At 59.1% G+C, this 24,931-nt stretch carries 25 protein-coding genes; 11 read left to right on the forward strand and 14 right to left on the reverse strand.

The window, feature by feature from the left end; genetic code table 11:
* The first annotated feature begins 6 nt into the window (after positions 1 to 6).
* The 5 genes from ACSMDR_RS07325 (at position 7) to rfaH (ending at position 4,609) form a co-directional block, all read left to right on the forward strand.
* On the forward strand, positions 7 to 1,251 hold the full coding sequence (locus ACSMDR_RS07325; RefSeq protein WP_436467782.1) for a tetratricopeptide repeat protein: 1,245 nt from the start codon (positions 7 to 9) through the stop codon (positions 1,249 to 1,251).
* A 251-nt stretch (positions 1,252 to 1,502) separates the two neighbouring features.
* A complete protein-coding gene (metN, locus tag ACSMDR_RS07330; RefSeq protein ID WP_005892513.1) occupies positions 1,503 to 2,546 on the forward strand; it encodes a methionine ABC transporter ATP-binding protein MetN in 1,044 nt (347 codons plus the stop codon).
* Entirely contained in the window at positions 2,527 to 3,180 is a 654-nt protein-coding gene (locus tag ACSMDR_RS07335; RefSeq protein WP_436467783.1) for a methionine ABC transporter permease, read from the forward strand. The genes metN and ACSMDR_RS07335 overlap by 20 nt, the downstream gene beginning before the upstream one ends.
* A 27-nt stretch (positions 3,181 to 3,207) precedes the next feature.
* A complete protein-coding gene (metQ, locus tag ACSMDR_RS07340; protein WP_436467784.1) occupies positions 3,208 to 4,008 on the forward strand; it encodes a methionine ABC transporter substrate-binding lipoprotein MetQ in 801 nt (266 codons plus the stop codon).
* A 100-nt stretch (positions 4,009 to 4,108) separates the two neighbouring features.
* Positions 4,109 to 4,609: a transcription/translation regulatory transformer protein RfaH gene (gene rfaH / locus ACSMDR_RS07345; protein ID WP_436467785.1), complete on the forward strand. Its 501-nt coding sequence runs from the start codon at positions 4,109 to 4,111 to the stop codon at positions 4,607 to 4,609.
* A gap of 607 nt (positions 4,610 to 5,216) precedes the next feature.
* Here rfaH and ACSMDR_RS07350 read toward each other — a convergent pair.
* The 4 genes from ACSMDR_RS07350 to arcB all read right to left on the reverse strand — a co-directional run bounded on the left by ACSMDR_RS07350 (position 5,217) and on the right by arcB (position 11,702).
* Entirely contained in the window at positions 5,217 to 7,190 is a 1,974-nt protein-coding gene (locus ACSMDR_RS07350) for a methyl-accepting chemotaxis protein (RefSeq protein WP_436467786.1), read from the reverse strand.
* Between the two features lie 295 nt (positions 7,191 to 7,485).
* Positions 7,486 to 7,689, reverse strand: a complete 204-nt coding sequence (locus tag ACSMDR_RS07355; protein WP_005892507.1) for a YjiS-like domain-containing protein — start codon at positions 7,687 to 7,689, stop codon at positions 7,486 to 7,488.
* A 318-nt stretch (positions 7,690 to 8,007) separates the two neighbouring features.
* Positions 8,008 to 9,381 carry a dGTPase gene (gene dgt, locus ACSMDR_RS07360; protein WP_436467787.1) on the reverse strand — a complete coding sequence of 458 codons (1,374 nt, stop codon included), beginning with the start codon at positions 9,379 to 9,381 and terminating at the stop codon, positions 8,008 to 8,010.
* A 5-nt stretch (positions 9,382 to 9,386) separates the two neighbouring features.
* On the reverse strand, positions 9,387 to 11,702 hold the full coding sequence (gene arcB, locus ACSMDR_RS07365) for an aerobic respiration two-component sensor histidine kinase ArcB (RefSeq protein ID WP_436467788.1): 2,316 nt from the start codon (positions 11,700 to 11,702) through the stop codon (positions 9,387 to 9,389).
* 321 nt (positions 11,703 to 12,023) lie between these two features.
* Between arcB and ACSMDR_RS07370 the strand changes: the two genes are divergently transcribed.
* Positions 12,024 to 13,010, forward strand: coding sequence for a DUF2860 family protein (locus ACSMDR_RS07370; RefSeq protein WP_436467789.1), 987 nt, complete (start codon positions 12,024 to 12,026; stop codon positions 13,008 to 13,010).
* Between the two features lie 97 nt (positions 13,011 to 13,107).
* On the opposite strand, the gene ACSMDR_RS07375 is transcribed toward ACSMDR_RS07370, so the two are convergent.
* From ACSMDR_RS07375 to ACSMDR_RS07400, 6 genes are all read right to left on the reverse strand, one after another.
* Positions 13,108 to 13,812: a DUF3334 family protein gene (locus tag ACSMDR_RS07375; RefSeq protein ID WP_005892496.1), complete on the reverse strand. Its 705-nt coding sequence runs from the start codon at positions 13,810 to 13,812 to the stop codon at positions 13,108 to 13,110.
* A 99-nt stretch (positions 13,813 to 13,911) separates the two neighbouring features.
* A complete protein-coding gene (locus tag ACSMDR_RS07380) occupies positions 13,912 to 14,349 on the reverse strand; it encodes an HIT domain-containing protein (protein ID WP_436467790.1) in 438 nt (145 codons plus the stop codon).
* Between the two features lie 106 nt (positions 14,350 to 14,455).
* Entirely contained in the window at positions 14,456 to 15,103 is a 648-nt protein-coding gene (locus tag ACSMDR_RS07385) for a DUF2057 domain-containing protein (RefSeq protein ID WP_436467791.1), read from the reverse strand.
* A gap of 104 nt (positions 15,104 to 15,207) precedes the next feature.
* Positions 15,208 to 15,573, reverse strand: a complete 366-nt coding sequence (locus ACSMDR_RS07390) for an MliC family protein (RefSeq protein WP_436467792.1) — start codon at positions 15,571 to 15,573, stop codon at positions 15,208 to 15,210.
* Positions 15,504 to 15,800 (reverse strand): lysozyme inhibitor LprI family protein, encoded by a 297-nt coding sequence (locus ACSMDR_RS07395; protein WP_436467793.1) that lies wholly within the window; start codon positions 15,798 to 15,800, stop codon positions 15,504 to 15,506. Before ACSMDR_RS07395 ends, ACSMDR_RS07390 begins: the two co-directional genes overlap by 70 nt.
* Before the next feature lie 66 nt (positions 15,801 to 15,866).
* Positions 15,867 to 16,766, reverse strand: coding sequence for a LysR family transcriptional regulator (locus tag ACSMDR_RS07400; protein ID WP_436467794.1), 900 nt, complete (start codon positions 16,764 to 16,766; stop codon positions 15,867 to 15,869).
* A gap of 99 nt (positions 16,767 to 16,865) precedes the next feature.
* On the opposite strand from ACSMDR_RS07400, the gene ACSMDR_RS07405 reads away from it, so the two are divergent.
* Complete coding sequence (locus ACSMDR_RS07405) at positions 16,866 to 17,468, forward strand: short chain dehydrogenase (RefSeq protein ID WP_436467795.1); 603 nt, start codon at positions 16,866 to 16,868, stop codon at positions 17,466 to 17,468.
* A 131-nt stretch (positions 17,469 to 17,599) separates the two neighbouring features.
* Here ACSMDR_RS07405 and ACSMDR_RS07410 read toward each other — a convergent pair whose 3' ends face one another.
* From ACSMDR_RS07410 to dapA, 3 genes are all read right to left on the reverse strand, one after another.
* Complete coding sequence (locus ACSMDR_RS07410) at positions 17,600 to 18,703, reverse strand: phosphoribosylaminoimidazolesuccinocarboxamide synthase (protein WP_005892483.1); 1,104 nt, start codon at positions 18,701 to 18,703, stop codon at positions 17,600 to 17,602.
* 145 nt (positions 18,704 to 18,848) lie between these two features.
* On the reverse strand, positions 18,849 to 19,973 hold the full coding sequence (gene bamC, locus ACSMDR_RS07415; protein ID WP_436467796.1) for an NlpB/DapX family lipoprotein: 1,125 nt from the start codon (positions 19,971 to 19,973) through the stop codon (positions 18,849 to 18,851).
* Positions 19,966 to 20,853, reverse strand: a complete 888-nt coding sequence (gene dapA / locus ACSMDR_RS07420) for a 4-hydroxy-tetrahydrodipicolinate synthase (RefSeq protein ID WP_436467797.1) — start codon at positions 20,851 to 20,853, stop codon at positions 19,966 to 19,968. Before dapA ends, bamC begins: the two co-directional genes overlap by 8 nt.
* Before the next feature lie 190 nt (positions 20,854 to 21,043).
* Between dapA and ACSMDR_RS07425 the strand changes: the two genes are divergently transcribed.
* From ACSMDR_RS07425 to ACSMDR_RS07435, 3 genes are all read left to right on the forward strand, one after another.
* Positions 21,044 to 21,577 carry a glycine cleavage system transcriptional repressor gene (locus tag ACSMDR_RS07425; RefSeq protein WP_224432138.1) on the forward strand — a complete coding sequence of 178 codons (534 nt, stop codon included), beginning with the start codon at positions 21,044 to 21,046 and terminating at the stop codon, positions 21,575 to 21,577.
* 59 nt (positions 21,578 to 21,636) lie between these two features.
* Complete coding sequence (gene bcp / locus ACSMDR_RS07430; protein ID WP_436468220.1) at positions 21,637 to 22,101, forward strand: thioredoxin-dependent thiol peroxidase; 465 nt, start codon at positions 21,637 to 21,639, stop codon at positions 22,099 to 22,101.
* A gap of 282 nt (positions 22,102 to 22,383) precedes the next feature.
* Entirely contained in the window at positions 22,384 to 22,884 is a 501-nt protein-coding gene (locus ACSMDR_RS07435) for a YfbU family protein (RefSeq protein ID WP_436467798.1), read from the forward strand.
* Between the two features lie 70 nt (positions 22,885 to 22,954).
* Here ACSMDR_RS07435 and yfbV read toward each other — a convergent pair whose 3' ends face one another.
* Positions 22,955 to 23,395 (reverse strand): terminus macrodomain insulation protein YfbV, encoded by a 441-nt coding sequence (yfbV, locus tag ACSMDR_RS07440; protein WP_040318835.1) that lies wholly within the window; start codon positions 23,393 to 23,395, stop codon positions 22,955 to 22,957.
* Positions 23,396 to 23,699: 304 nt separating this feature from the next.
* On the opposite strand from yfbV, the gene ACSMDR_RS07445 reads away from it, so the two are divergent.
* Complete coding sequence (locus tag ACSMDR_RS07445; RefSeq protein ID WP_436467799.1) at positions 23,700 to 24,902, forward strand: acetate kinase; 1,203 nt, start codon at positions 23,700 to 23,702, stop codon at positions 24,900 to 24,902.
* The last annotated feature ends 29 nt before the right edge of the window (positions 24,903 to 24,931 follow it).

Consider the following 24,931-nt stretch of genomic DNA (forward strand, 5'->3'; position numbering starts at 1 on the left):
GTGGCGATGAACAAGTTACACAAGGGGATATTGGCCCCGGTCGCCCTGGCCGTGTTGATGAGCACCGCCAGTTGGGCTGCCGAGCAACCCTCACTGTCTGACCGTGCCTACCGCGCGGTCAACAAGGCCCAGGAGCTGATTGCCGCCAAGAAATATGGCGAGGCCAATGCCAAGCTGCAAGAAGCCCTGTCGGGGGCTGGCGAGAAGGTCTATGACAAGGGGGTGATACTGCAAACCCTGGGTTTTGTGGCGGCGCAGCAGGATCAATACGGCAAGGCGACCAAGTACTTCGCCGATGCCATTGCGACCGGCGGTCTTCCCCAACCCGTGGCCCAGCAGGTGCGCTACAACCTGGCCCAGCTTTATATGGCCGATGGCAATTTCAACGGGTCTGTGACGACCATGAAGGCGTGGTTTGCCAACCTTGGCAAGGATGACAAGCCAACACCTCATGCCTACATCACCCTGGCCAACGCCCATGTCCAGCTCAAGCAGTATCGGGAAGCCATTCCGGCAGTGGATCAGGCAATAAAACTCTCCGCCGGCAAGGCGCCAGAGTCCTGGTATCTGCTCAAGATGGGGGCGCACTACGAGCTGAAACAGTACAAGCCGGCCACCGAGGTACTGACCACCCTGGTCGGCATGTTCCCGGAGAAAAAGAAGTACTGGACCCAGCTCTCGGCCATGTACATGCAGGCGGGTAATGACGCCAAGGCGCTGGCGGCCCTTGAGAGTGCCTACCGACTTGGCATGTTGACCGAGCAGCCCGAATTGCTGCGACTGGCCAACTACCTCGCCTTCGCCGGCATCCCCCATCGCGGAGCCCGCGTACTGGAGAAGGCCATGAAGGCGGGTCAGATAGATGGCAGCGTGGCCAACCTCAAGACCCTGGCCAACTACTGGCATCAGGCCAAGGAGCTCAACCCGGCCATCGATACCCTGATGACGGCCTACCGCCAGGCGCCCAATGCCGAGCTGCAGCTCAAGATGGCGCGCATGATGATCCAGAGCAAGCGCTATCAGGATCTGGTCGCCTTGACGGGCAAGCCGGCGGGCAATGCCAGCGGCGAGCAGCGGGCTGACCTCAAGTTCCTGACCGGGGTTGCCTATTTCGAGCAAAACCGCCCCAAGGAGGCACTCACCGCGTTTACCCAGGCCGCCCAGAATGGCCAGGTCAGCGGCCGGGCCACCCCCTGGATCAGCTTCCTCAAGGAGCAGAGCCAGGAGGCCAATAACAGCCAGACCCAATAGCCCCGGAGGGCATTGCCCCTCTCACCTGATCCAGGTGACCTGAACCGCTCTTCGGAGCGGTTTTTTTATAGGGAATATCCGACTATTGATATCCATATTTTAGACGTCTAGACGTAGAAACACACATTGACATAGCCATCCAGACATCTTAGCATCATCAACCATGATGACAGAGCAAACCCAGTGTAACCTCTGCCCAATTTACCCGCCTGTAGCGCCCTGTGCTTTAAGGCTTTGGCACGGAAGAATCCATGATCAAGTTGAATGCCCTCAACAAAGTCTACGGGAAAGGCAGTGATGCCGTACACGCCCTGCGTGACGTGAGCCTGCATGTACCCCAGGGCAAGATTTTCGGTGTGATAGGTGCCTCCGGTGCCGGCAAGAGCACCCTCATTCGCTGCGTCAACCTGCTCGAACGCCCCACAAACGGTAAGGTGGTGGTCGATGACCAGGATCTGACCGCCCTCAGCGACGCCGAGTTGACCTTGGCACGCCGCCAGATTGGCATGATTTTCCAGCACTTCAACCTGCTCTCCTCGCGCAGCGTCTTCGCCAACGTGGCCTTCCCCCTGGAGCTGGCTGGTTGGGACAAGGCCCGCATCAAGGGACGGGTCGATGAGCTGCTAGCGCTGGTTGGCCTTGAGGCCCGCGCCCATGCTTATCCGTCCGAGCTCTCCGGCGGCCAGAAGCAGCGGGTTGCCATTGCCCGCGCTCTGGCTCCGGCTCCCAAGGTATTGCTGTGCGATGAAGCCACCTCGGCCCTGGATCCCCAGACCACTCGCTCTATCCTGACCCTGCTCAAGGAGATCAACGTCAAGCTGGGACTGACCATATTGCTCATCACCCACGAAATGGACGTGGTGAAAGGCATCTGTGATGAGGTCGCCATCATCAGCGACGGCAGCCTGATAGAGCAGGGCGAGGTCGCCTGGTTCTTCAGCAATGCCAAAACCCAGCTGGCCCGTGACTTCATCCACTCCACCATCCACCTGGATGTGCCCCAGGAGTATCAGGACAGGATGACTCCGACCCGGGAGCCCAACAGCTACCCGCTGCTCAAGCTCGGCTTCACCGGAGCCAGCGTCGACAGCCCGCTCATCTCCGAGGCGAGTCGCCGCTTCAACATAGACGTCAGCATACTGGCGGCGGACATCGAATACGCGGGAGGGGTCAAGTTCGGCTTCCTGCTGGCAGAGGTGTTTGGGGACGAGGCCCAGTGTGCGGCCACCCAACAATTCTTCATCGACAACCACATACAGCTGGAGGTAATGGGTTATGTCCGACGCCATGATTAATCTGCTCATCACGGCCCTGGGCGACACCCTGATCATGGTGTCAGCCTCCGCCCTGTTCGGTTGCCTGCTCGGCCTGCCCTTGGGCGTCGCCCTCTATGTGACCAAGCCGGGTCAGATCCTGGCTAACCCGCTGCTGAACCGCTTGCTTGGCATCGTGGTCAACATAGGCCGCTCAGTGCCCTTCATCATACTGCTGGTCGCCATCATACCGCTGACCCGGCTCATCGTCGGCACCAGTATCGGCACCATAGCCGCCATAGTGCCGCTGACCATAGGTGCAATCCCCTTCATCGCCCGTCTGGTGGAAGGGGCCCTGATGGAAGTGCCGGATGGCTTGCTCGAGGCGGCCAAGGCCATGGGGGCCAAGCCATTGCAGATCATCATCAAGGTGTTGCTGCCAGAAGCCCTGCCCGGCATCCTCAACAGCGTCATCATTACCCTCGTCACACTGGTGAACTACTCCGCCATGGCCGGTGCCATCGGGGGCGGTGGCCTGGGAGACGTGGGCATACGTTACGGCTATCAGCGTTTCGACCCGACCGTCATGCTGGTAACAGTGGCCATTCTGGTGGTACTGGTTCAACTCATCCAGAGCGCGGGTGAGCGTCTGGTCAAGCAATGCGATCATCGCTGAGCATCGATTTCTAAACAGGAGGTTTTTATGAAATTAGGTATTAAATCCATCGCGGCGGCCTTGCTGGCTGGTCTGGTTCTGACCGCTTGCGGCCAGAAAGAAGAGAGCAAGACCCTGAAGATAGGCGCCATTGCCGGTCCCGAGACTGAACTTATCGAGACCGCAGCCAAGATCGCCAAGGAGAAATACGGCCTGAACGTCGAAGTGGTGACCTTCTCCGACTATGTCACCCCCAACGTGGCCCTGAACGATGGCAGCATCGACATCAACGCCTTCCAGCACAAGCCGTACCTGGATGCCCAGATCCGTGATCGTGGCTTCAAGCTGGTGCCGGTAGGCAACACCTTCGTCTACCCGATTGCCGGTTACTCCAAAAAGATCAAAGCGCTGAGCGAACTGAAAGATGGCGACCAGATTGCCGTCCCGAACGATCCGACCAACCTGGGTCGCTCCCTGATCCTGCTGGAAAAACAGGGTCTGCTGACCCTGAAAGAGGGCGCGGGTCTGGAAGCGACAGTGCTGGACATCACGGCCAATCCGCGCAACTTCAAGATTGTTGAGCTGGAAGCCGCTCAGCTGCCGCGCTCCCTGGAAGATGTCTCTCTCTCCATCATCAACAACACCTTCGCCGGTCAGATTGGGCTGACCCCGACCCAGAATGGTCTGTTTGTTGAAGATAAAGAGTCCCCCTACGTCAACCTGATCGTCGCCCGTGAAGACAACAAGGATGACGAGAAGGTCAAACAGTTCGTCCAAGCGTTCCAGACCGATGAGGTCTACCAAAAAGGCATGGCGCTGTTCAACGGTGGACTGGTCAAGGGCTGGTAAGCCACCCGCCACACCAGCAAAAAAGGCCACGTCAACGTGGCCTTTTTTATCTCTGCCGCTATCATAGCCTCGGGCACGATGACGATAAGAAATAAGAAACATGAAACTATGGTATCTGGCCTATTGCAAACCCAAGGAAGAGGCGCGCGCCCGAGTCCATTTGGCAGCTCAAGGTATTGAATCCTATTACCCCATGGTGGAAGTCGAAAAGCTGCGCCGTGGCAAACGCGTACCGGTGCGCGAGCCCATGTTCCCGAACTACCTGTTCATCTACGTGGACCTCGAGGAGGTGACCCCCGTCACCCTCAAATCGACCCGGGGCATCAGCCGCATCATCCACTTCGGTCGGGAGTGGACCCCCATCAGCAGTCAGCTCGTCTATCAGCTGATGAGCAAGGATGACAGCGATGAGGCGAGAGCCAGCTACGCTTGCCTGCCGAGCCAGGGCGACAAGGTACTCATCGAGTCAGGCCCCCTGGCCGGATTCGAGGCCATCTATCTGGAGCCGGACGGCGAGAAGCGGGCTATCTTGCTGGTCAGCCTGCTCAATCAGGAAACCAGCAGCAGCTTCGACAACCAGGCCTTCCGGCGTCTGGACTGATACGGTTCCCCGCCGGCACGTAAGCACACTCTCCTTGCTGGTCAGCCTGCTCAATCAGGAAACCAGCAGCAGCTTCGACAACCAAGCCTTCCGGCGTCTGGACTGAGCTGGCTCCCGATGGCGAGAAGCACACTCTCCTTGCTGGTCAGCCTGCTCAATCAGGAAACCAGCAGCAGCTTCGACAACCAGGCCTTCCGTCGCCTGGACTGAGCTGGCTCCCGATGGCGAGAAGCACACTCTCCTTGCTGGTCAGCCTGCTCAATCAGGAAACCAGCAGCAGCTTCGACAACCAAGCCTTCCGGCGTCTGGACTGAGCTGGCTCCCGATGGCGAGAAGCACACTCTCCTTGCTGGTCAGCCTGCTCAATCAGGAAACCAGCAGCAGCTTCGACAACCAGGCCTTCCGTCGCCTGGACTGAGCTGGCTCCCGATGGCGAGAAGCGCCCCCTTCTTGCTGGTCAGCCTGCTCAATCAGGAAACCAGCAGCAGCTTCGACAACCAGACCTTCCGGCGTCTGGACTGATACGGTTCCCCGCCGGCTCGTAAGCAGACAATGCAAAAGGCCCCGCAACCTAACAGGCTGCGGGGCCTTCTTATCGATGGTCACGTCATTGCAGTTCGAAGCGGCTGATCGCCAAACTCAGGCGGCCCGTGTCTTGAGACAGGCGGGCGACGATGGCCTCCCCCTGCTGGCTATGGCGGCTTGACTGGGCGCTGAGCCCGGCTATCTCCTCCACAGTGCCGGCCACTTCCCTGGCGGTGCGCGATTGCTGCTCAGTGGCCGTGGCTATGGCGGCAAGCTGCTCGCACAGCGCCTGTACCTGGCCGATGGCCCCCTGCAAGGTCTGACTGACGCTGCCGACCGCCCGGCTCCCCTCCTCCACCAGCAAGGTACCACCGCTCACCGTGGCCACGGTCTGACGGGTCTGCTGCTGGATGCTGGCGATGGTCTGACTGATCTCGGCGGTGGACTGGCTGGTACGGCTGGCCAGCTGGCGCACCTCATCAGCCACCACGGCGAAACCTCGCCCCTGTTCCCCGGCCCGCGCTGCCTCGATGGCGGCATTAAGGGCCAGCAGATTGGTCTGCTCGGCGATGGTGGCGATCACCTCGGTGACTCTGCCCACCTGCTCGCTTTGCTCGCTAAGCCTCGTCATGGCGCCATTGGCCTCGGCTATCATGGTCGCGATGGCGCCCATGGTGTCCACCATCTGGCCAAGTGCCTGCTCCCCCGCCCGGCTTTGCACTTCGGCATCTGCCGCGGCGCGAGCGGCTTGGGCTATATTGCCCGCCACATCCTCACTGGTGACAGAGATCTGTTCAATGGCGGCGGCGACACTATCCACCCGCTGATGCTGGCTGGCGAGATCCTGCACTATGGTGCGGGTCGTGCTGCTCACGTCACCACAAGCGCCCTCCACCCGGTTGACCGCCTCCTGAATATCGGCCACCAGCTGGCGCAATTGAGCCGACATCTGGTTGAGAGAGCCGGTCAGCCCGCCCAGCTCATCCCGGCGATGCAGCGGCAATGGTTCGGCGGGCAAGCAGCCGGATGCCACCAGACTGGCACGGCGCTCGAGCAGCCGGATGTCCGTCGTCAGATGGCGGCTGATCCAGATCGCCACCAGGGTGCTGAGCAGCAAAACCGCCAGCGTGGAGACAAGCAGCATGGTGCGAATGCGACTACTGGCACCATCCATCTGCGCGCCCATTCGCTCCACCTCGGCATGGGTCTGACTGACCTGCTCCGCAAGCTGAGCGGCCAGCTCGTGCAGCGCCGGTTCTATCTCTTTGGCCATCAGATAGTTGGCTCGGTTCCAGTCCGGTGCCTGACGCTTGGCGATCACCTGCTCGACCAGGTCACTGAAGGGAGTCGACATCTCCTCGAACAGATCCCAGAGCCTCTTTTGTGCCTCGGTGAAGTCGGCAGCCTGCCCCTTGATCTCCGCAACCCGCTGGCGATGGAACTGGTAGTAATCCTGATACTTCTGACGATAGTCCCCCTCCCCCGAGATGAGGTAGTCGCGCAGTGCCGAGAGCGCATTGGAGAGACCGTTATAGGCATCACCTACCTGTTTGAGCAGGCGGCGTCTGTCTCCGGGCAACTGGCTCTCCTCTCTCGCCACCTCCTCGTTGGTGAACGACTGCAACTGATCGAGGGCCGCCTCCGCCAGGGGGCCCGCCTCCTGCAACATCAGGGTATGGGCCGGCAAGTTGTCGTCGGTATGAGCCAGCTCCCACAGCTGTTGCTGACTCAGCTTGAAGGCGGCCAAGCGCTCACCCAGCACCGGGGCCATGGTCTGCCCCTCGATAAGCTGCCAGGCAGCTTGCCACTCTTGCTTGAGCCGCTGCGCCTGACCGGGATCCTCACCGAGGATGAGATAACCACGCAAGGCTGAGACGGTGGCCACCAACGCTTTCTGGCTCGCCTCATCTCGCTGTAAGGCGGGCAGTGCCTGGTGCATCAATGCCTGCTCCGAGGCACCTATCTTGTTCTGTTGATGATGAATGAGTACGGCTGATAGCAGGATCAGCAGATTGACAAAGCCGAAGGCGAGTAACAGTTTTGCGGCAATTTTCATGAACATCCTTGTTCCGGGGAGAGCGCTTGAGCGCTGAGTCTGGCGACCAGGGGATGCCACCTGTAGCAACCATCTACTGATGGCTGGGTGGATCCTTGCCAACCAGGTTCGAGATTATCACAGACACTGCTGGCAGGGGCAGCCACTGGCCTCACTACCAGATGGCCCTTTAGGACTTATCGGACGTGGGGCTAGGGTTCATGAGGATAAATACCGGGGAAGAGTGGGTGACTTTCGGCGAAACGGGCCCCTGGGGGCCCGCTGTTAGCCGGGATGGGGACCTTGCCCCCATCCATCAGGTTATTCGATTCCCAAGCCGGTAATCGGTTTGGTATTCCCGCTCGCGCAGGTGGGAAACCTGCACGGCCTCTCCTTCCAGCCCAATGTCTTTGAGCAGGGCGGGCGAGAGATTGAGCAGGGTACGGCGCTGCTCGATACGGGTGATACGAAACTCGATGAGGCGCGCAGCGCCACGCAGCAGGGTCAGTTCGATAGACATATGATCTCTCCGTTTGAACGTTGCAGTTCTCCCGAAGAGCGGGGAAATTCACCCGGCGGAAGAACCGCGGGTGATAAATAGTGACAGAGTTACCTGCTCACTCCACGCGGCAAAAGGGTACGAATGGACACACGGTCAGTGCCGTGTCGAGTCGCAACGTTGAACATTGGCTGTTGCATATTCGTCTCCTTAGGGTGAAAAGTGGAACAAGTGTCGAGAGTGTAAAAAAGCCGCGGATTCAATTCAACTATCCCCCTTGCTCTCACCCCCATCTGGGGAGGGTGACCACTTCAGCCTGTCACTGCGGGGATAACCACTTCAGATACCGGACAGCAGCCGGTACTCCTCCAGCACATAGGTATCCGTCATGCCACTGACGTAATCGAGCAGCAGCCGCATCCGGTAGTACCACTCCTGCTCGGCACGGCGCTGAAAACGGGTGTCCGGGTGCGCCACCGCCAGGCGGTATGCCTTGAGATGACGCGCCGACAAGCGGTGGAACAGGCGGCGGGCGAAGAAGAGTTCGGCTCCCCCCGCCCCTGCCAGCAAGCGTTCAAACTGGGGCTCGGGCAGGACCAGCAAGCAGGAGTAGGTCGACAACACACCGCGCAGGGCGGCATAGCCTTCGAGCTCCAGCGCTTCCACCTCCGGGCGCATGAAGACCTGTTCACGGGCCACTTGTTTCAGGGTCTCGAGCACCCGTGCCGCCGGGGCCTGACCACTGAGTAGCGCATGGGGATAACTGCCGCAGAGAATGGCCTCATGCTCGGCCAGATAGGTCTGCGCCGCCAGGGCCACCAGATCATCGGTCAGTCGCTGCCTAAAGTGGGGGAAGAATCCTTCGGGCGCCTGTCGGGATTCTTGCAACAGGGCCTGCATATAGTCTCCCTCATCCGCCCGTGCCAACGCGCGCATCAGCTCGCTCTGACTGAGAATGCGTCTATCCACCGCATCTTCGAGATCTGCGATGCAATAGGAGATGTCATCCGCCGCCTCCATGATGTAGACCAACGGATGGCGGCAACCAGGCGCCAACCCCAAGCTCAGACTCAGTTGCGCATAGAGGGGTTGTTCACTGAAGAAGATGCCGCGCTTGGTCGCCCAGCCGTGGTGCTGGGCGAGCCCCCCGGTGTGGCTGAGCTGCTCCGGATACTTGCACAAGGCCGCCAGCTGGCCCAGGGTCAGGTTGAGTTCATGCAGGCTGTGCACCAGACGCAGGCTCTGGGCATTGCCATCAAAGCCGAGCAGATCGGCGCGCAATAGCGGCCACTGCTCGCTCCCCTGCCCCACGGCGGCAGCAAACAGCGGATCGAGCTGTTCTCCGAGCCACTGCCCCATCACCTGCTCGCCAAAATGGCCAAATGGCGGGTTGCCCACGTCATGGAGCAGGCAGGCCATCTCCACCAGATTGATAAAAGACCAGGGACAGACGGCATCAGGGGGCAGTGCCCCTAAAATCTGGCGGCTGATCTGACGGCCCGTCTCCTGCACCTCCAGGGAGTGAGTCAATCGGCTACGCACCGATGCCTTGACGTCAAGAGGGAATACTTGAGTCTTCTGCTGCAAGCGGCGCACCGGCGCCGCCTGCACGATGCGAGCCCGGTCAAACTCGGTCGCCGCCAGCAGGCTCTCCTCCCCCTGGGGCAAAACACGGGGGTGGATGCGCAGGGCCGGGATCAGGGTCTGGTACATGGGATTCACTCCTGCAACCAAGTTCGTAGTCGGGCTATGTCGCCGGGATAGGCACGGCGCAGCGATTCAATCCAGTCTTCCACATTCTCCCACCAGGCGGGCTGATCCGGAGTCTGAATGAGCTGGGCCAGTTGTTGCAGGCGGCGCAGGCCGATTGAGCCAGCAGCCCCCTTGATCTTGTGAGCCTCTTCCACCACCCCCGCCTGATCCCTGGCAATCATGTTGGAATCGAGCACCGCCATGTAATCGGGCATCATCTTCTCGAACAAGTCCACGCTCGACAGCAGAACAGGCTTGCCGACGGTGTCGGCGTAGTCAGTCAAAAAGCCCAGATCCAACAAGTCGTTCTGCTGCATCTGCTCGCTGGCGGCCTCGTCCTCCTCATCGGCAAGATCGGCAAACAGGTGAGCGATGACGGCTCGCACCGCCTGGGAACGCAGGGGCTTGTTGATCACATCCTGCATGCCGCGCTCGAGATAATACTGACGATCGCCGGTGACATTGGCGGTCAGGGCCACCATGGGGGGCAGGCTGTCGCCATACTGGCTCAACAGAGTGCTGGCGACATCGAACCCCGTCATGTCCGGCAGCTGGATATCGAGCAGGATCAAATCGAAATCATCCGGGTTGGCCATGGCGATGGCCTCACTGCCGGTACGGGCCACCTTGACCTCATGCCCCAGTTTACCGAGCAGGGCGCAGGCAACAGTAACATTGAGCTCGACATCCTCCACCAGCAGTATGTCGAGGGTGAGACCACTGTCGGGCGACTCGGGTTCGCTCACCGGCTCGACCCAGGCGACCTCCAGCTCGGCGGTAAAGCAGGATCCCTCCCCAACATCGCTGTCCACATAGAGCTGGCCCCCCATGGACTGCACCAGCTGGCGAGAGACGGCCAGGCCAATCCCCGTGCCAGTGGCATGTTTCTGCCCCTCCACCTGATAGTACATGGCGAAGATCTTCTCCTGCTGGGGACGGGGAATGCCGATGCCGGTATCTTCCACCTCGAAGTGCAGTGCCAGCTTGCCCGGGGCTTCGGCCTCATGGGCGAGACAGCGAATGGTGACGCCGCCCTCATCGGTGAACTTGACCGCATTGCCGACCAGATTCCACAACACCTGACGCAAGCGGGTACCATCGGCCATGACGAACTGCGGCATGTCGCCATCCCGGTCGAAATGGAGATAGAGCCCCTTCTGCTCGGCCTGGATGCGCGACAGCGTCTCCAGCTCATCGAGGAAGGCGGGCAGATCGATGGGCGTCGGCACTATCTCCAGTCGGCGTCGATCGAGTTTGTCGAGATCGATGATGTCGTTGAAGATGTTGCCAAGCGTCACGGCGCTCAGGTGAATGGTATTGAGCTGCTGGTGCTGGGCGGGGGAGAGCGGCGTGTCCATCAGCATGCGGCTCAGACCCACTATGCCATTGAGAGGGGTGCGCAATTCATGGCTGATGGTGGCGATGAAGGTGGTCTTGTCACGACTCGCCTTCTCCAGCTTGTCCTGATACTGCTTGCGCTCCGTGATGTCGCGGCCAAAACCAAGCAGGCCGAGCCGCTTGCCGAAGCGGTCGAAGAAAGGCACCTTGCGCAATTCGAAATAAGCCTTGCGACCATCGGGATACTCGAGCCACTGCTCATAAGTCATGGGCTCATTGGTGGCGAACACCTGCCGGTCGGTCTCCACCACTTTATTGGCAATATCCAGCTTGTAGACATCGAACGGGGTGAGACCGATGAGCTCAGCCTCTACCCGGCCGGTGAGCTGCTCCATGGCGGTGTTGCAACCGGAGAACTGCTCGTCTTCGTTGCGGTAATAGACAAGATCAGGGGAGCAGTCGATGAAGGATCGCAGCAGGGCGGTGCGCTCCCCCAGGTGCAGCTGGGCCTTCTCCCGCTGAAACACCTCGTTCTCCAGATCTTCGATAGCTTGCTGACGCAGGGTCTCGGCCCTGTTGGTCTCGGCTATCTGGACGTTGAGTCGACTGATGTTCTCCTGCAGCTGGCTGTTGAGTTCAAGGTCGCGCTCGCGCATCTCTTGCAGCTTGCGCACCATGCGGCTCAGCCTTTGCCGGGAGTCCTCGAGCTGATCCACCACGATGGAAAGGAAGTATACGGCCCAGGGAGTGACCAGCAGACCGAAGAAGACGGATCGCACCAGATCGACCACGTCGATGGTGCCGCGCAGAAAGAGGGTAACCCCCATCTGGATGGACACCGCCAGCACTATGATGGCCGCCGCCAGGAACATGCTAAATCGCACCAGCCCCAGCTTGGTCATCAGATCCACATAATACTGGGCCCAGGATTTAATCTGCTTCATCTCGTTGTTTTCTCCCCGTTATTCGCTTTCCAGAATACCAGCCTCAACGCAGGAACGCTTGCCCTCCCTCGCGAGGATTGCGCCTCGCCCCTCGCCTTTGTGAGCCAAGCCCCACTGGCGTCAAGCCAGGGTTCTGCTCCTGGTCAGCGCGCTTAGTAACCCCGGACCCGGCTCCCGCAGCATCATCTGACAAAAAACTCAGTAATATGCGAAGCCATGCCTTGGCCAAAACAGCCGCCATTGGCGCAGACAGCAGGCCACCACCGCTCTATAATGCCAGCCGCTTATAGGTTTGAAATGTTCTCGTTTGAGGAGTTAGAAATGCACAAGAGTCTGTTGCTCGGACTGGGCTTGTTGGCCGCAGGTCCCCTTCATGCCGAGATCATCGAGATCCCTGCCCAGTCCGGTTTCTCAGGCTTCCTGCTCGGTGGCATCAACGCCAGCAGCTACGAATCCAACTTCTACAAGGGACATGACAGTCATGACCGCATCGACAATCTGGGCTCGGCCGAGCGCTCCGATGGCCTGACGCCCCTGATCAATGCGGATCTGCGTTACACCTTCGCAGATACCCGCACCCAGCTGTTCTTGGGCAACCTTATCCAGGATGCGGTGCGTTTTGACTTCACCCAGCAGTTAGGGGTACGCCAGCAGATAGGTGACAAGGGCATCATCGCCGGCTCTTACGTGTTCAGTGCCCTGCCCACCGAACAGTGGCAAGATCCCTTCGCCACCGGGGTAGACAGAGAGACCACGGATCGCAGCTCCCGTGGCATGCGTCTGAGCTGGGACAAGATCTGGGGCTCGAATTTCAACGGCAAGGCAACGGTGCGCAAGATTGATATCGACAACGAACACAGCGGCGAACGTTATGGCCACGATGTCGCCCACCAGCTGGATCGCAACGGCCATGAATATGCGTTCGAACTCGGTTATCTGTGGCGCTTTGCCCCGGGTCAGCTGCTTGAGCCTGCCCTGGTCTACAAGCAGGCGGATCTCGATGGCCGCGCCGAGAGCTATGACAGCACGGGGGTGCAGCTGAGCTACGGCGTCAAGGGCAGCCAATGGTCCCTGGTCAGCAACCTCTATCTCGGCCAGCGCAACTACGATGCCGTCCAGCCCATCTTTGGCAGACGCGCCGATGCCAAAGAGTTCGCCCTCGGTGGCTCCTTCTTCTGGCACCAGCTGTTCGGGGTCGCCCCCCTGTCCGGGGTGGTGAGCGCCAGCTACGCCAAGGCCGACTCGGACATCAGCTTCTACGACGCTAACGCCAGCTCCCTGAGCGCCGGTCTGCTCTACAACTTCTGAGCGCTGGCGTCATAACAAGAAGGCCACCCCAGGGTGGCCTTCTTGCATTAGACATGAACCTGCCGCTCATGCTGGCGAGTACTCGCAGACCCGGAACTCAGAGACCGAGGGAGTCGAGCAGATCGTCATGATCGTTGGCCGTTGCGGCCTTGGGTACGGCGCTCGGCGGCGCCACCTGGCCCTGTTTGGTGAGGGCAATCAGCTCGTCCGGGCTCAGCTCTTCCTGATCCCGTCCCTCGTTGTGCAGACGAATGAACTCCGCCTTGTCCATGGCCAGCTCCAGATAGAAGATGTTGTTGCGGGCCGTGAAGAAAGTCACCCGGCGCGATTCCGGGTTGTCCAGGTTGGTATCGACGCTCAGCATGACCTGCTTGTTGAGGGCCAGCATCTTGGGTTGGTTCTGGGTGATGTGCGTCTCCAAATCGCGGCCCACCTTGTGGGTGAAGTTGCCGACAATCTGGTTCATCAATTCGCCCATCACGTTGCTCACCTCATCCGAGGTGTGGGAGATGGCGAGATCCTCCCTGGAGAGGCCCATGCTCAGCATGTAACTCTCGTACAGTTCCATGGCCGCGGCGGCAGAGAAGTTGATCACCACCAGGCCGGAGAAGCCACCATCGAACAGCACGAAGCAGCCGATGTCGGGCTTGAGGCAAGTTTTGCTGATTTTCTGCACCATGCCGGAGAAGCGCACCTGACTCTGGCTGGCCGCACTCAACACCTTGGTGACCGAGTTGCACAGGCTCAGTAGTACATCTTCCGTGGTCAACACGGTATCGTCATCGGCTCTCGTTACTATCATGGTCTCTTCCTGAACGGCGAAAAATGGGCTTATCTATAGCACAACTCGGCTGCGCGAACTGCTCCTTGCCATCAAGCTGGGAGCCAGCACCCTCTTGTGTCACTCATCAGCATTGGCCGGGATGAAATTGGCGAGGGTGGCGAGCTGCATCTGCCATGTATCGGCCTCGCGGGCCAAAACTTGTGGTTCATAGGCGATGACGGGGTGCGCCCCCCAAATCGGACCTGGCCAGGCCTTGTCGCCGCTGAAACGTGCCACATGATGCAGATGCAGCTGGGGAACCAGATTGCCAAGGGCCGCCACATTGATCTTGTCAGGGTTGAGGCACTGCTCCATCAAGGCCGCGACGGCGCAGGACTCCAGCATCAGCTGCTGTTGCTGCCCGGTCGTCAGATGATGGATTTCCCGCAATCCCGCCACCTTGGGCACCAGTATCAGCCAGGGGTATTGACTCTCCTTGGCGAGCAAGACACGGCACAGGGGCAAATCGCCGAGCACTAGGGTATCGGCGGCCAGACGGGGATGCAGTTCGAACATGAAAACCTCGACGCGATGAAGGGGCACTGGAATGTGCCCACCTTACTGCAAGCGCTTCGGCAAGGAAAGCGGGAGACCCGCGATGGCAAGCGCAGTCACTTGACTGCTAGAGCTGGGGCACGGCCCAGCCGATGAAGCGCTTGCGCAGCGCCGGATCTGCCTGCAAGAACAGCTGTTGCAACTGGGCTTCCAGACCGGTGGCACCCTGGGACTGAGGTTTTCCTGCCTGCTCGCCTCCCGCGGCCAGGGCCGGAATAACCAGTGCCAGCGCCGCAGCGCCGCCATCACGGTTGTAATCTGCCAAACGTTCGGACCAATCGATGCCCAGTTGCAGACCCTTGCTGGCCAGCTCATCCTGAGTAAAGGCGACTGGCTGGCCTTGGCCATCACGCAAATCGAGCGTTGGCTCCTTGGCAAAAGCGGCCATCTGCTCACCGCTGCTCAGCCCAGCGGCTGCGACCTCGGGGAGAAGCAACAGCTGACCGCTGTGGAGTTCGATCCGCACCACCTGCGGCTGCGAAATATGATGGGTGTCGTTGTCGCTGCTGGTGCGACTCTCTTCCACGCCGTCATAGCGAACCAGCAGCTGGGCGACGCCCTCCTTCACTGTGGCGCTGTGCTCATCCAGGAGCTTGCCCTCTTGCACCGCCAGCAGCTGAAACGGCGCGGGTACCGATACCTTGACCTCGGCCAGCGCGGCCGCACTCCATGACCCTGCGCCCAATAACAGGGCAAGGCCCCATGCTCTTTTCATCTCGTCATCCATTATCTGTTGCACTCATGGCCCGCTACCTTAGCGAGCCTTTGTGACAAGCAGATAACAGCCCCAAGGCGGGCCGCAATGTCCGGGGATCGCGGCTATTTTCGCACAGTGCAGCGGATGTCCTCTTCGCCATAGCGACTCAGGACTCCCTCATCCCCCTTGTTCCAGAAGCTCAGATCCGGCTCCTCATACCTGGCGCCACTGCCACTGCTCACCCCATAGGTCAGCAGAGGGGGATTGGCATCCTGGTTGATGACAGCACTTGGCAGTTCGGTGTCGGCGTAGAAGTAGGCACTCACCTGGACAGTACCGCACTGATAGATGACGGGGGATGGCACCATCATCTGACCCCCTTTTATCTGCAGTTCGGTGATGCGTTGCTGGTAGTTGGTCAGTACGCATTGACGAAGATCATCGGCCTTCCAGCACTCGTTGCGCCCCTTGATCCAGCCCCGCTGCATCGCTTTTCCCGCTGCTTGTCCTCTGCCGCCATGTCGGCCAGCGCCTTTGAGTAGACCTTGGCCAGCGTGTTGTCGAGGGCCATGAGCCCTGCATCCTGACAGATCAGGGCTTCGACCTTGTCATTGGCTTTGCGGCAATCAAATGAGGGGGCAGCCATTGCCTGTGGACTGGCCAGCAAAACGGCCACCGCCAGCACCTGCTTCATGCCATGCTTCTCTCTGTTCACCTTTCATCTCCCCGCACCGAGTGCGTAGAGCTTATGCCCCTTTTTGCCGCCCGACCTTGCGCGCCCTCAAACCAGATAGTGAGGGCGCTCATAAAACCACGCCTGCAACAGTTGCTTGAACAGCTTGATCTTGCGCGGCACCCTCCGCTGCTGGGCATGGACTATATGGACGGGATGCAACGCGCTTTGCCATTCTGGCAACAAAAGTTGCAACTGACCCCAAGCCAACAGAGGCTCGACCAGCATCAACGGGCATTTGGCAGGCCCCATGTCGGCCACTGCCAGTTGCAGCAAGGTGCTGTAGTGATTAGCGCGAACCCGGCCCTGCACCAATATGCTGACCTCCTCCCCTTCCCTGTTGAAATGCCACTGCTCCCAGGCCGGATTGTGATCCTGAAGCAAACAGGAGTGAGCTGCGAGCTCATAGGGGGTCGCGGGCAGACCATTGGCCGCCACCCAGGCCGAGCTCGCCACCACCACATCCTTGAGCCGCCCCAGAGAGAGGGCGACCAGATTGTCCGGTATCCGCTCCATGGCTCTCAGGGCGATGTCATGCTCCCCCTGACTCATGTCGAGAGCAGCATTGGTGAAATTAAACTCGACCGTCACCCCGGGACAGATTGCGCTGAAACGCTCAAGCAACTCGGCCGCCATCCTGTCTCCAGTGCTGACCGGACACGTGAAGCGCAGCCGACCACTGTCCTCTTCCGTCAACGCCTGTATGTCCTGCTGGGCCTGCTGGGCCAGGGCAAAGATCTGACCAGCCTGCTGATAAAGAGTCTTGCCTGCCTCGGTCAGACTGAGCCTGCGGGTGGTGCGTTGCAGCAACTGGGCATTGAGGGCGGCTTCCAGGGCACTGACATGGCGACTGAGCATACCTTTACTCACCCCGAGCGTGTCGGCGGCGGCCGAGAAACTGCCTCTCAACACCACCTGATAGAAGCTCGACAAGTGACCTATATCCACGGTAATTAGCTCCAAAATGGCAACAGTGAGTTTATTTTAAGCGCTTTTTCTTCTTTTTTGACGCGCTAATATCAACACATCCCAATCAGGAGTGCAGCCATGAAAATTGTGATTGTCGGTGCCAGTGGCACAATAGGTGCCGCCGTCAGCAACCTGCTGGCAAATCAGCACGAAATTGTCCGGGTCGGCCACAGCCAGGGAGATGCCTTGGTCGATATGACGGATGGTGCCTCCATTGATGCCTTGTTCGAGGGTATAGGCCCCTTTGACGCCCTGGTGGTTGCCAGCGGCAATGTCGCCTTCGCCCCTTTGACTGAACTGAGCGATGAGCAGTGGCAACTCGGCCTGGAGAGCAAGCTCATGGGTCAGATCAAACTGACTCGCGCCGCCGTTCCCTATCTGAACGAAGGGGGCTCAGTCACCCTTATCAGCGGCATAGTGAGCGAAGAGCCCATCTACTGGGGGGTCAGCGCCACCACCATCAACGGCGCCGTAGAACATTTCGTCAAGGCCGCTGCCTGCGAACTGCCCAAGGGGCTGCGTATCAACGTGGTGAGCCCGACCGTGTTGACCGAGTCGATGGATAAATACTCAGCCTTCTTCCCCGGCTTCGAGCCAGTGCCGGCCGCCCGAGTGGCTCTGGCCTATCAGAAATCCGTGCTTGGGGTGCAGACCGGCCAGGTGTTCAGGGTCAATGGTTGATACCTGCGACCTCGCTGCCAAGCCAGATCAGCATAAAAAGCGGGCCCCGAAAGGGGGCCCGTTCATTTATCAGCTGACTGCTTTCATCGCCAGCAAACGTTTGTTTTGCGGCGATAAAAAAGCGGAGGATCTTAATCGATCAGGCCGTACTGCTCACGCAGCACCTCGATGATTTCCTGCTTCGGATGAGCGGAGCGCACCAGCTTGTGGCCGATGATCTTCTCGGCGATGCCTACATAGGTGTTGGAGATATCCATCATCACCTCGGTGGGCAACTTGTTGTCCCGAGCCAAGGCAAAACGTTCCGGCATGCGGTGCTTGTTGAGCAGTATATCCGGATCCGGGAAATGATTGAGCAGCCACTGACGGAAACCCTCTTTGGATTTCTCGATGATCTCGCCTTCGCGCAGGGCCGGGCCGTCCCAGATACGGGAGCTGTCCGGGGTACCCACTTCATCCATATAGATGAGCTTCTCGCGGCCGGCAGCATCATGGACGTAGCCAAACTCGAACTTGGTGTCGACGAAGATCTGATCCAGCGCGGCCAGGGCATCGCTGATGACATTGAAACCTTCCTTGAGCAGCACTTCGTAGCGATCGATGTCATCCAGGCTGCTGAAGTTGAAGCCCTGATAGTGGCGCTCGATGTCGGCACGGGAGACATTGACGTCATCGGCCTCGGGCACCCCTTCCAGACCGGTCAGCACACCCTTGGTGGAAGGAGTGATCAGGGTCTCGGGCAGCTTCTGATCCTTTTGCAGACCTTCTGGCAGTGTGATACCGCAGAATTCACGCTCGCCATTCTTGTAGGCACGCCACATGGAGCCGGTGATGTACTGGCGGGCAATGGCCTCAATCATCACGGGACGGGCTTTTTGCACTATCCATACGAACGGATGGGGAATATCCAGGATGTGGCTGTCGGCCAGTCCCTTCTCCTTGAACAGCTTGAACCAATGGCTGGAGATGGCGTTGAGCGCCGCCCCCTTGCCGGGCACACCGTTCAGCCCGTCCACCCCCTGCCAGATGCAATCGAAGGCAGAGATACGGTCACTGATCACCATGATGGCAAGGGGCGCATCGGCCGGCACATCATAGCCTTTCTCTCTGATGAGCCGGGCACTGTCTGCCGGGGTTAACCAGTAGACGCTGCGCACTTTGCCGGAATGGACAGGTTTATCGGTACGGATCGGCAAATCGTCATTCACCGCCAATACTTGATCTGCAAGACTCATGGCTTTTAACACTTCCTGTTGTGGGACTAATAAAACAAGAGCACCAAGCCCCTGTTTGTGGGGTTACTGCAATCAAACAAGCGTGCTATCCCCCTTATTTTCAAGGGGTATTGCATAACAAAACAGGGGCACTAGGCCCCTGTTTCTATTCTGCTGTTGCTGCTTTATCGGCCTGGGCCTTGGCGAATGCCTCGGACAGGCTGATATACATCTGGGAAATGGCCCCGGACGACACAGGCTTCTTGTCCTTGTCGAACAGCGTGATGGAGGTCTTGCCCCCCGCCATCTCACCGAGCTGGAAGCGGTATTTATCCTCCTCCAGCTTGAAGGGTTCACTCCCCTTGGCTTTCCAGAAGTCGCTGCCCGGATCGTCATACTCGACGTCGATCCAGCCCAGGGACTGCTGGGTATCCTTGATGATGAAACCGTAGCCAGGCAGGATCTGGTTGAGGCGACGCCACACCTGATCGAAGGATCCATCGGCAATCCAGGCACTCAAATCGTTATTGTCCAGACCGAGCTGCAACGTCATGCCATCGCTGGATTTGTGCTGCTCGCGCGCCTTGAGCTCTTTATCGTAATAGAGGGAGAACTGGTTCAGGGCCCGGGTCGCGTAGCGCTTGGCCTCGGTTGGCGTCAGGCTGGTACTGGTCTCGCCGTCGAGGGTCTCTTCATGATCGATGACCTTCACCGACATGTTGACCGCATGGCGCTGGACATCATTTTTCAGGACGAACTGGTAGCGCTGGCGGATCTGGTAATCGTCATCTTCTTCACCCCAGCCATCGAGCGCCAAGGTGTTATCGAACCAGCCGGTCTCCAACACACCGGCCTGACGATCCAGCTTCTCGGTCGTGACTTTGTGCTTGGCCAGGAAGTTCATCAGGAAGGTCCAGGCATCATTCTGAATGTCCTGGCTGGTGCTCAGGGCATAGAAAGAGACAGTGGGGTCAGTCGCATTGGCCACCACCTGGCTACCCGGTACCACAGTCAACAACTGGGCGGGGGGACGCACGTCCACATTGGCGCCAATGGCGCCCTCGCGGCTGCTCTCGGGCAGGGCGGGAATATTGAAATCGCTGTTAAAGGCGGGGGTCTGCAACCCGGCAGGTATCAGGAAAGCGCGGCCTTCCAGGCGGGCTTCCTCATACTCAAAACCACGGTTGGCCATCTTGCGTTCTGCCGGTGAGCTGCAACCGGCCAGTACGGCCAGGGTCACCACACTCATCACCAGACGCACTGCACTTCCCTTTCCGTTTGTTTTAAACACTCGCCATCAACTCCGCAGTCGTCAGAGCCTGCGTCATCACCTGTTCTCCCTCGGGGGTGAGGTCGGTCAGCGGCAGACGCAGGGTCGCCGTCGCTATCAATCCCAATCGGGCACAGGCCCACTTGACGGGGATAGGACTCGGCTCGCAGAACAGAGTCCGATGCAACGGCATCAATCGATTGTTGATGTCGTGGGCCAGACCGGCATCACCAGTCAGGGCAGCACGACACATGTCGGCCATCTGGGCCGCTGCAATATTGGTGGTGACGGAGATCACCCCATCGCCCCCTTGCAGCATAAAATCACATCCAGTCGCATCATCGCCACTGTAGAGAAGGAAATCGGATCCACACAGCTCGCGCAGCAGTGGCGTACGCGTCAGATCGCCGGTTGCCTCTTTCAAGCCTATGATCCCCGGCACCTTGGCCAGCCGAGCAACTGTCTCGGGTTTGAGATCGCAACAAGTACGTCCCGGCACATTATAAAGAATTTGAGGCAGACCACTAGCCTCGGCGATCGCACAATAGTGACGATAGAGACCTTCCTGGGTCGGTTTATTGTAATAAGGGGTGACGGAGAGACCCGCCACCACGCCAGTTTGCGCGAGACGTTGAGAGAGCGCGATAGCGTGAGCCGTGCTGTTGGAACCACAACCGGCGATGACAGGCACGCGTCCGCCAGCCAGGGCCACGGTCCTTTCCACAACGGCGATATGCTCCTGCTCACTCAGGGTAACCGACTCCCCCGTGGTGCCGACCGAGACGATGGCCGAGGTCCCGGCAGCCACGTGGTACTCGACAAGACGGGCCAGACTGGCCCAATCGACTTCACCTGAAGCCAGCATAGGGGTGACAAGAGCGACAAGACTACCGCGTAACATGGATATTTCTCCCGATTTTCAGGGGCGTAATGGTAAAGCTGACCCCTTTGAAAAACAAGGGAGGCAGGTGGCAAGCCGTGTTACCATCCGCCACAAAACGGCGCTATGTCCGCAATGGTGTTCCCCTGCGTGGACCACGGCTCACCCGAGCCTTCTTGCGCCAGAATAATGAATGGACGAGAGAGGACTTATGACGCATTACCTGGTCGTAACGGCCATCGGCACGGACAGGCCTGGCATAGTAAACGAAGTGACTCGCCACGTGAGTGGCTGTGGCTGCAACATTGTCGACAGCCGCCTTGGCATCTTCGGCAACGAATTCACCTTCATCATGCTGCTGTCCGGTGACTGGAACAGCCTGATGCAGCTCGAAATAAGCCTGCCCCTGCGCAGTCAGGAGTGGGATCTCATCACCATGATGAAGCGCACCGAGCGCCACCACTCCCTGCAATACGACACCAATGCCAGTGCCGAGATCCTGATCCGTGACGAGCCGGGCATCGTCAGTCAGTGCACCCAGTTCTTCATTGATCATGGCTGGGACATCCAGGCCATGCAGACCGAAACCCGGGAGCAGCAGCCTTACAACCGTTTCAAGGCCGCCTTTCAACTCAACCTGACCCGCACGGGCGAGGTCACCGATTCCGAGGCCGCCTTCGCGACCTTCTGTCAGAACCTGGGCGCCGAGTCGTTCGAATTTATCATCCACCGCAAGCATGCTTGAGGTGGGATCCCCCCGATTGCCCGCTTCACCAAGGAGCCAAGATGTCCGCCATTGAACCCATCACCCCCTTGTCAGCCGGTGCCATGGCACCCGATTTCACCCTGCAAGATCAGGATGGCCAACCAGTTCGCCTGAGCGATCTGCGCGGCAAGAAGGTGCTGGTCTACTTCTATCCCAAGGCGATGACCCCAGGCTGTACCACTCAGGCCTGCGGCCTGCGCGACGTCAATGCCGAGCTGGCCGCCCTCAATGTGGTGGTGCTCGCTATCAGCCCGGATGCCAGCAAGCGTCTCAAGAAGTTCGAGGAGCGCGACAACCTCAACTTCCGCCTGCTCAGCGACGAAGACCATGCGGTGGCGGATGCCTTCGGGGTCTGGGGTCCGAAGAAATTCATGGGCAAGGAGTATGACGGCATCCATCGCCTGAGCTTCCTCATCGACGAAGAGGGCAAGATTGTCCACCGCTTCGACAAGTTCAAGACCAGCAACCACCACCAGGTGGTACTGGACTACGTCAAGGGCTAACCCCCCAGCACAGGGGCAACCCGGGCACCATGGCTAGGGTGAGACGGATAACACAATAAAGAGGGCCCCCGGGCCCTCTTTATTGTTTGCCTTGTGACTTGCAGTACTGTCGCACTTTTTATTGATACGCCACGTCGGCTCAACTCAACTCAACTCAACTCAACTCAACTCACCAGCCTCCCTGCCTGGGTTTTTGACGACAACTCCCCTTCGAGATCAAAAAATTCATCTGATATCTGGGTTAACTTGGTGCCAGTTTCATTTTTGCAGCGAGAAAGCCCCATGAACATGAGCCACACCGAACGCCTCATCCTCAGCAACCAGTATGAGATCCTGGCCAAGCTCAGCCCCGAGCAAGCCGCCCAGTATCAGCGGGCCAGTACCATCATCGAAAAGGGCTACTGTCTGCAGATCCTGGCGCTGGAGAAGGATTTTGGACACCTGGACCTTGCCACCTGCCAGGAAGTGCTCGATACCTTGGAACTGCACCACGCATTGGCCATTTCCTGGGGGAATCTGGACCCGGCCAATCAGGGGGAGATAGCGGCCAGCCGCCTGCGCTTCAATGGCTACAGCCGCAGCCAGGAGGCAGCCCTGGCAGACTATGTCTGTTTCCTGCTCGAGGTGGACAAGCGCTTCCCCGAACTGGACTGCCCCTGCGATGAGCTCTCAAGCGACATCGCCATGCGCGAGAAATACCAGCGGATGCTGGCCCTCTGGCGTCAGTGCCCCCGCCAGTACAAGCTCTCCATTCAGGAGATCCGCAACATACTGGCAGCCTGAAGGCGCTGCGGATGCAAAACCAGGCCAATAAAAAAGGCGCCCCAAGGCGCCTTGATGAATCGAGTTGGCCTCATTCATAGAGGAAGGATTTGTCCAACTGCTTGAAGGCCGCGTTCAGGGTATCGGCCAGCTCTTCATAGCGAGGCTGGGCCACCAGCTGACGGCGGCCACCCTGTTCATTCATCTTGCCGTTGATCTCCCGGTACCAACTGGCCAGAGACGGTGGCAGGCGGGTGGCGGCACGCTGGCCGAGCCAGTAATAGCCTTGCAGCGGCAGGCTGAGCAGGAAGAGCACGCTGGTGATCACCGAGGGCCAATAGTAATCCTGGCCAAACTGGAACTGCAGCATGATGCTGAGCACCGCCAAGGCCGGGATCACCTTGAGGGCAAACTCGGTGGCGCGGATCACCCGGTTTTCAGGAAACAACGGATTGAGCTCGGGACGGCGCGGCCAAATCGTCATATAATGTCGGCCTTGCTGTAACTTAGTTCCAAAAGAATTCGTGCTCATATTACCTCCGAGCTAATTTTGAACGTATTAACGGCAAAACCGCGTAAAAATTTGATGGAACATAGCAAAGGTTTAGGATGACTTTGTTATTTTTCAACAATGAGGTTATCCTTTGTCCGCCTATTTTTACCGCCGGTGGCCCCTTCGGGACCCCATCGGAAGGCGTCAGGATTTCGGGTCTTGTATCACTATACAAGGGGCAAGCAACAGATTGCCAACCCTCATAAGGATAAGTTGAAGATGTTGGACGCCCTTGCGTCCGTGCAGTCCTCCTACACAACCCAATCTGCGATAGGATTTATTCATGAGTAAGCTGGTTCTTGTACTTAACTGTGGTAGCTCTTCCCTGAAGTTTGCCGTGATCGATGCCACCACAGGCGACGACCTGCTGTCCGGCCTGGCCGAATGCTTCGGTCTCGACGATGCCCGCATCAAGTGGAAACTCAACGGTGAGAAGGGCAGTGCCGATCTGGGCGCCGGTGCCGCTCACCAGGAAGCGCTGGACTACATCGTCAACAAGATCCTGCCGCTCAATCCGGAACTGTCCCAGAATCTGATCGCCATCGGTCACCGTGTGGTACATGGCGGTGAGCAATTCACCTCCTCCGTGCGCATCTGCAAAGACGTGATCGCCGGTATCGAAGCCGCCATTCCTTACGCGCCGCTGCACAACCCGGCTCACCTGATCGGCATCCGTGCCGCGCTGAAGGTGTTCCCTGAGCTGGCCGAGAAGAACGTGGCCGTATTCGATACCGCCTTCCACCAGACCATGCCGGAAGAAGCCTTCCTGTACGCCCTGCCGTACAAACTCTACAAAGAGAACGGCATCCGTCGCTACGGCGCCCACGGCACCAGCCACTACTACATCAGCCTGGAAGCCGCCAAGCAGCTGAACAAGCCGGTGTCCGAGCTGAACATCATCAACTGCCACCTGGGCAACGGCGGCTCCGTCTGCGCCATCAAGAATGGCCAGTCTGTCGATACCTCCATGGGGCTGACCCCGCTGGAAGGCCTGGTGATGGGAACCCGTTCCGGTGATCTGGACCCGGCCATCATCTTCTTCCTGCACGACAAACTGGGCATGAGCGTAGCGGATATCAACACCATGCTGACCAAGGAATCCGGCCTGCTGGGTCTGACCGAAGTCACCTCCGACTGCCGTTTCGTTGAAGACAACTACGACAGCAAGGAAGAAGCCAAGCGCGCCATGGACGTTTACTGCTACCGCCTGGCCAAGTACATCGGCGCTTATGCCGCCGCCATGGACGGTCGTCTGGATGCCGTGGTCTTCACCGGTGGCATCGGCGAGAACTCCGCCCCGATCCGTGAAATCACCCTGAACAAACTGGGCCTGCTGGGCTTTGATGTCGACAGCGAAGCCAACCTGGCTGCCCGCTTCGGCAAGGGTGGCGAGATCACCAAGGCTGGTTCCACCAAGGCCCTGGTTATCCCGACCAACGAAGAGTGGGTCATCGCCCACGACGCGCTGGAACTGGTCGGCGCATAATTTAGCTGTAGAGCAAGGCCGCCTCAGGG

Source organism: Aeromonas molluscorum (genome assembly GCF_051376105.1).
Taxonomy (GTDB): domain Bacteria; phylum Pseudomonadota; class Gammaproteobacteria; order Enterobacterales; family Aeromonadaceae; genus Aeromonas; species Aeromonas molluscorum.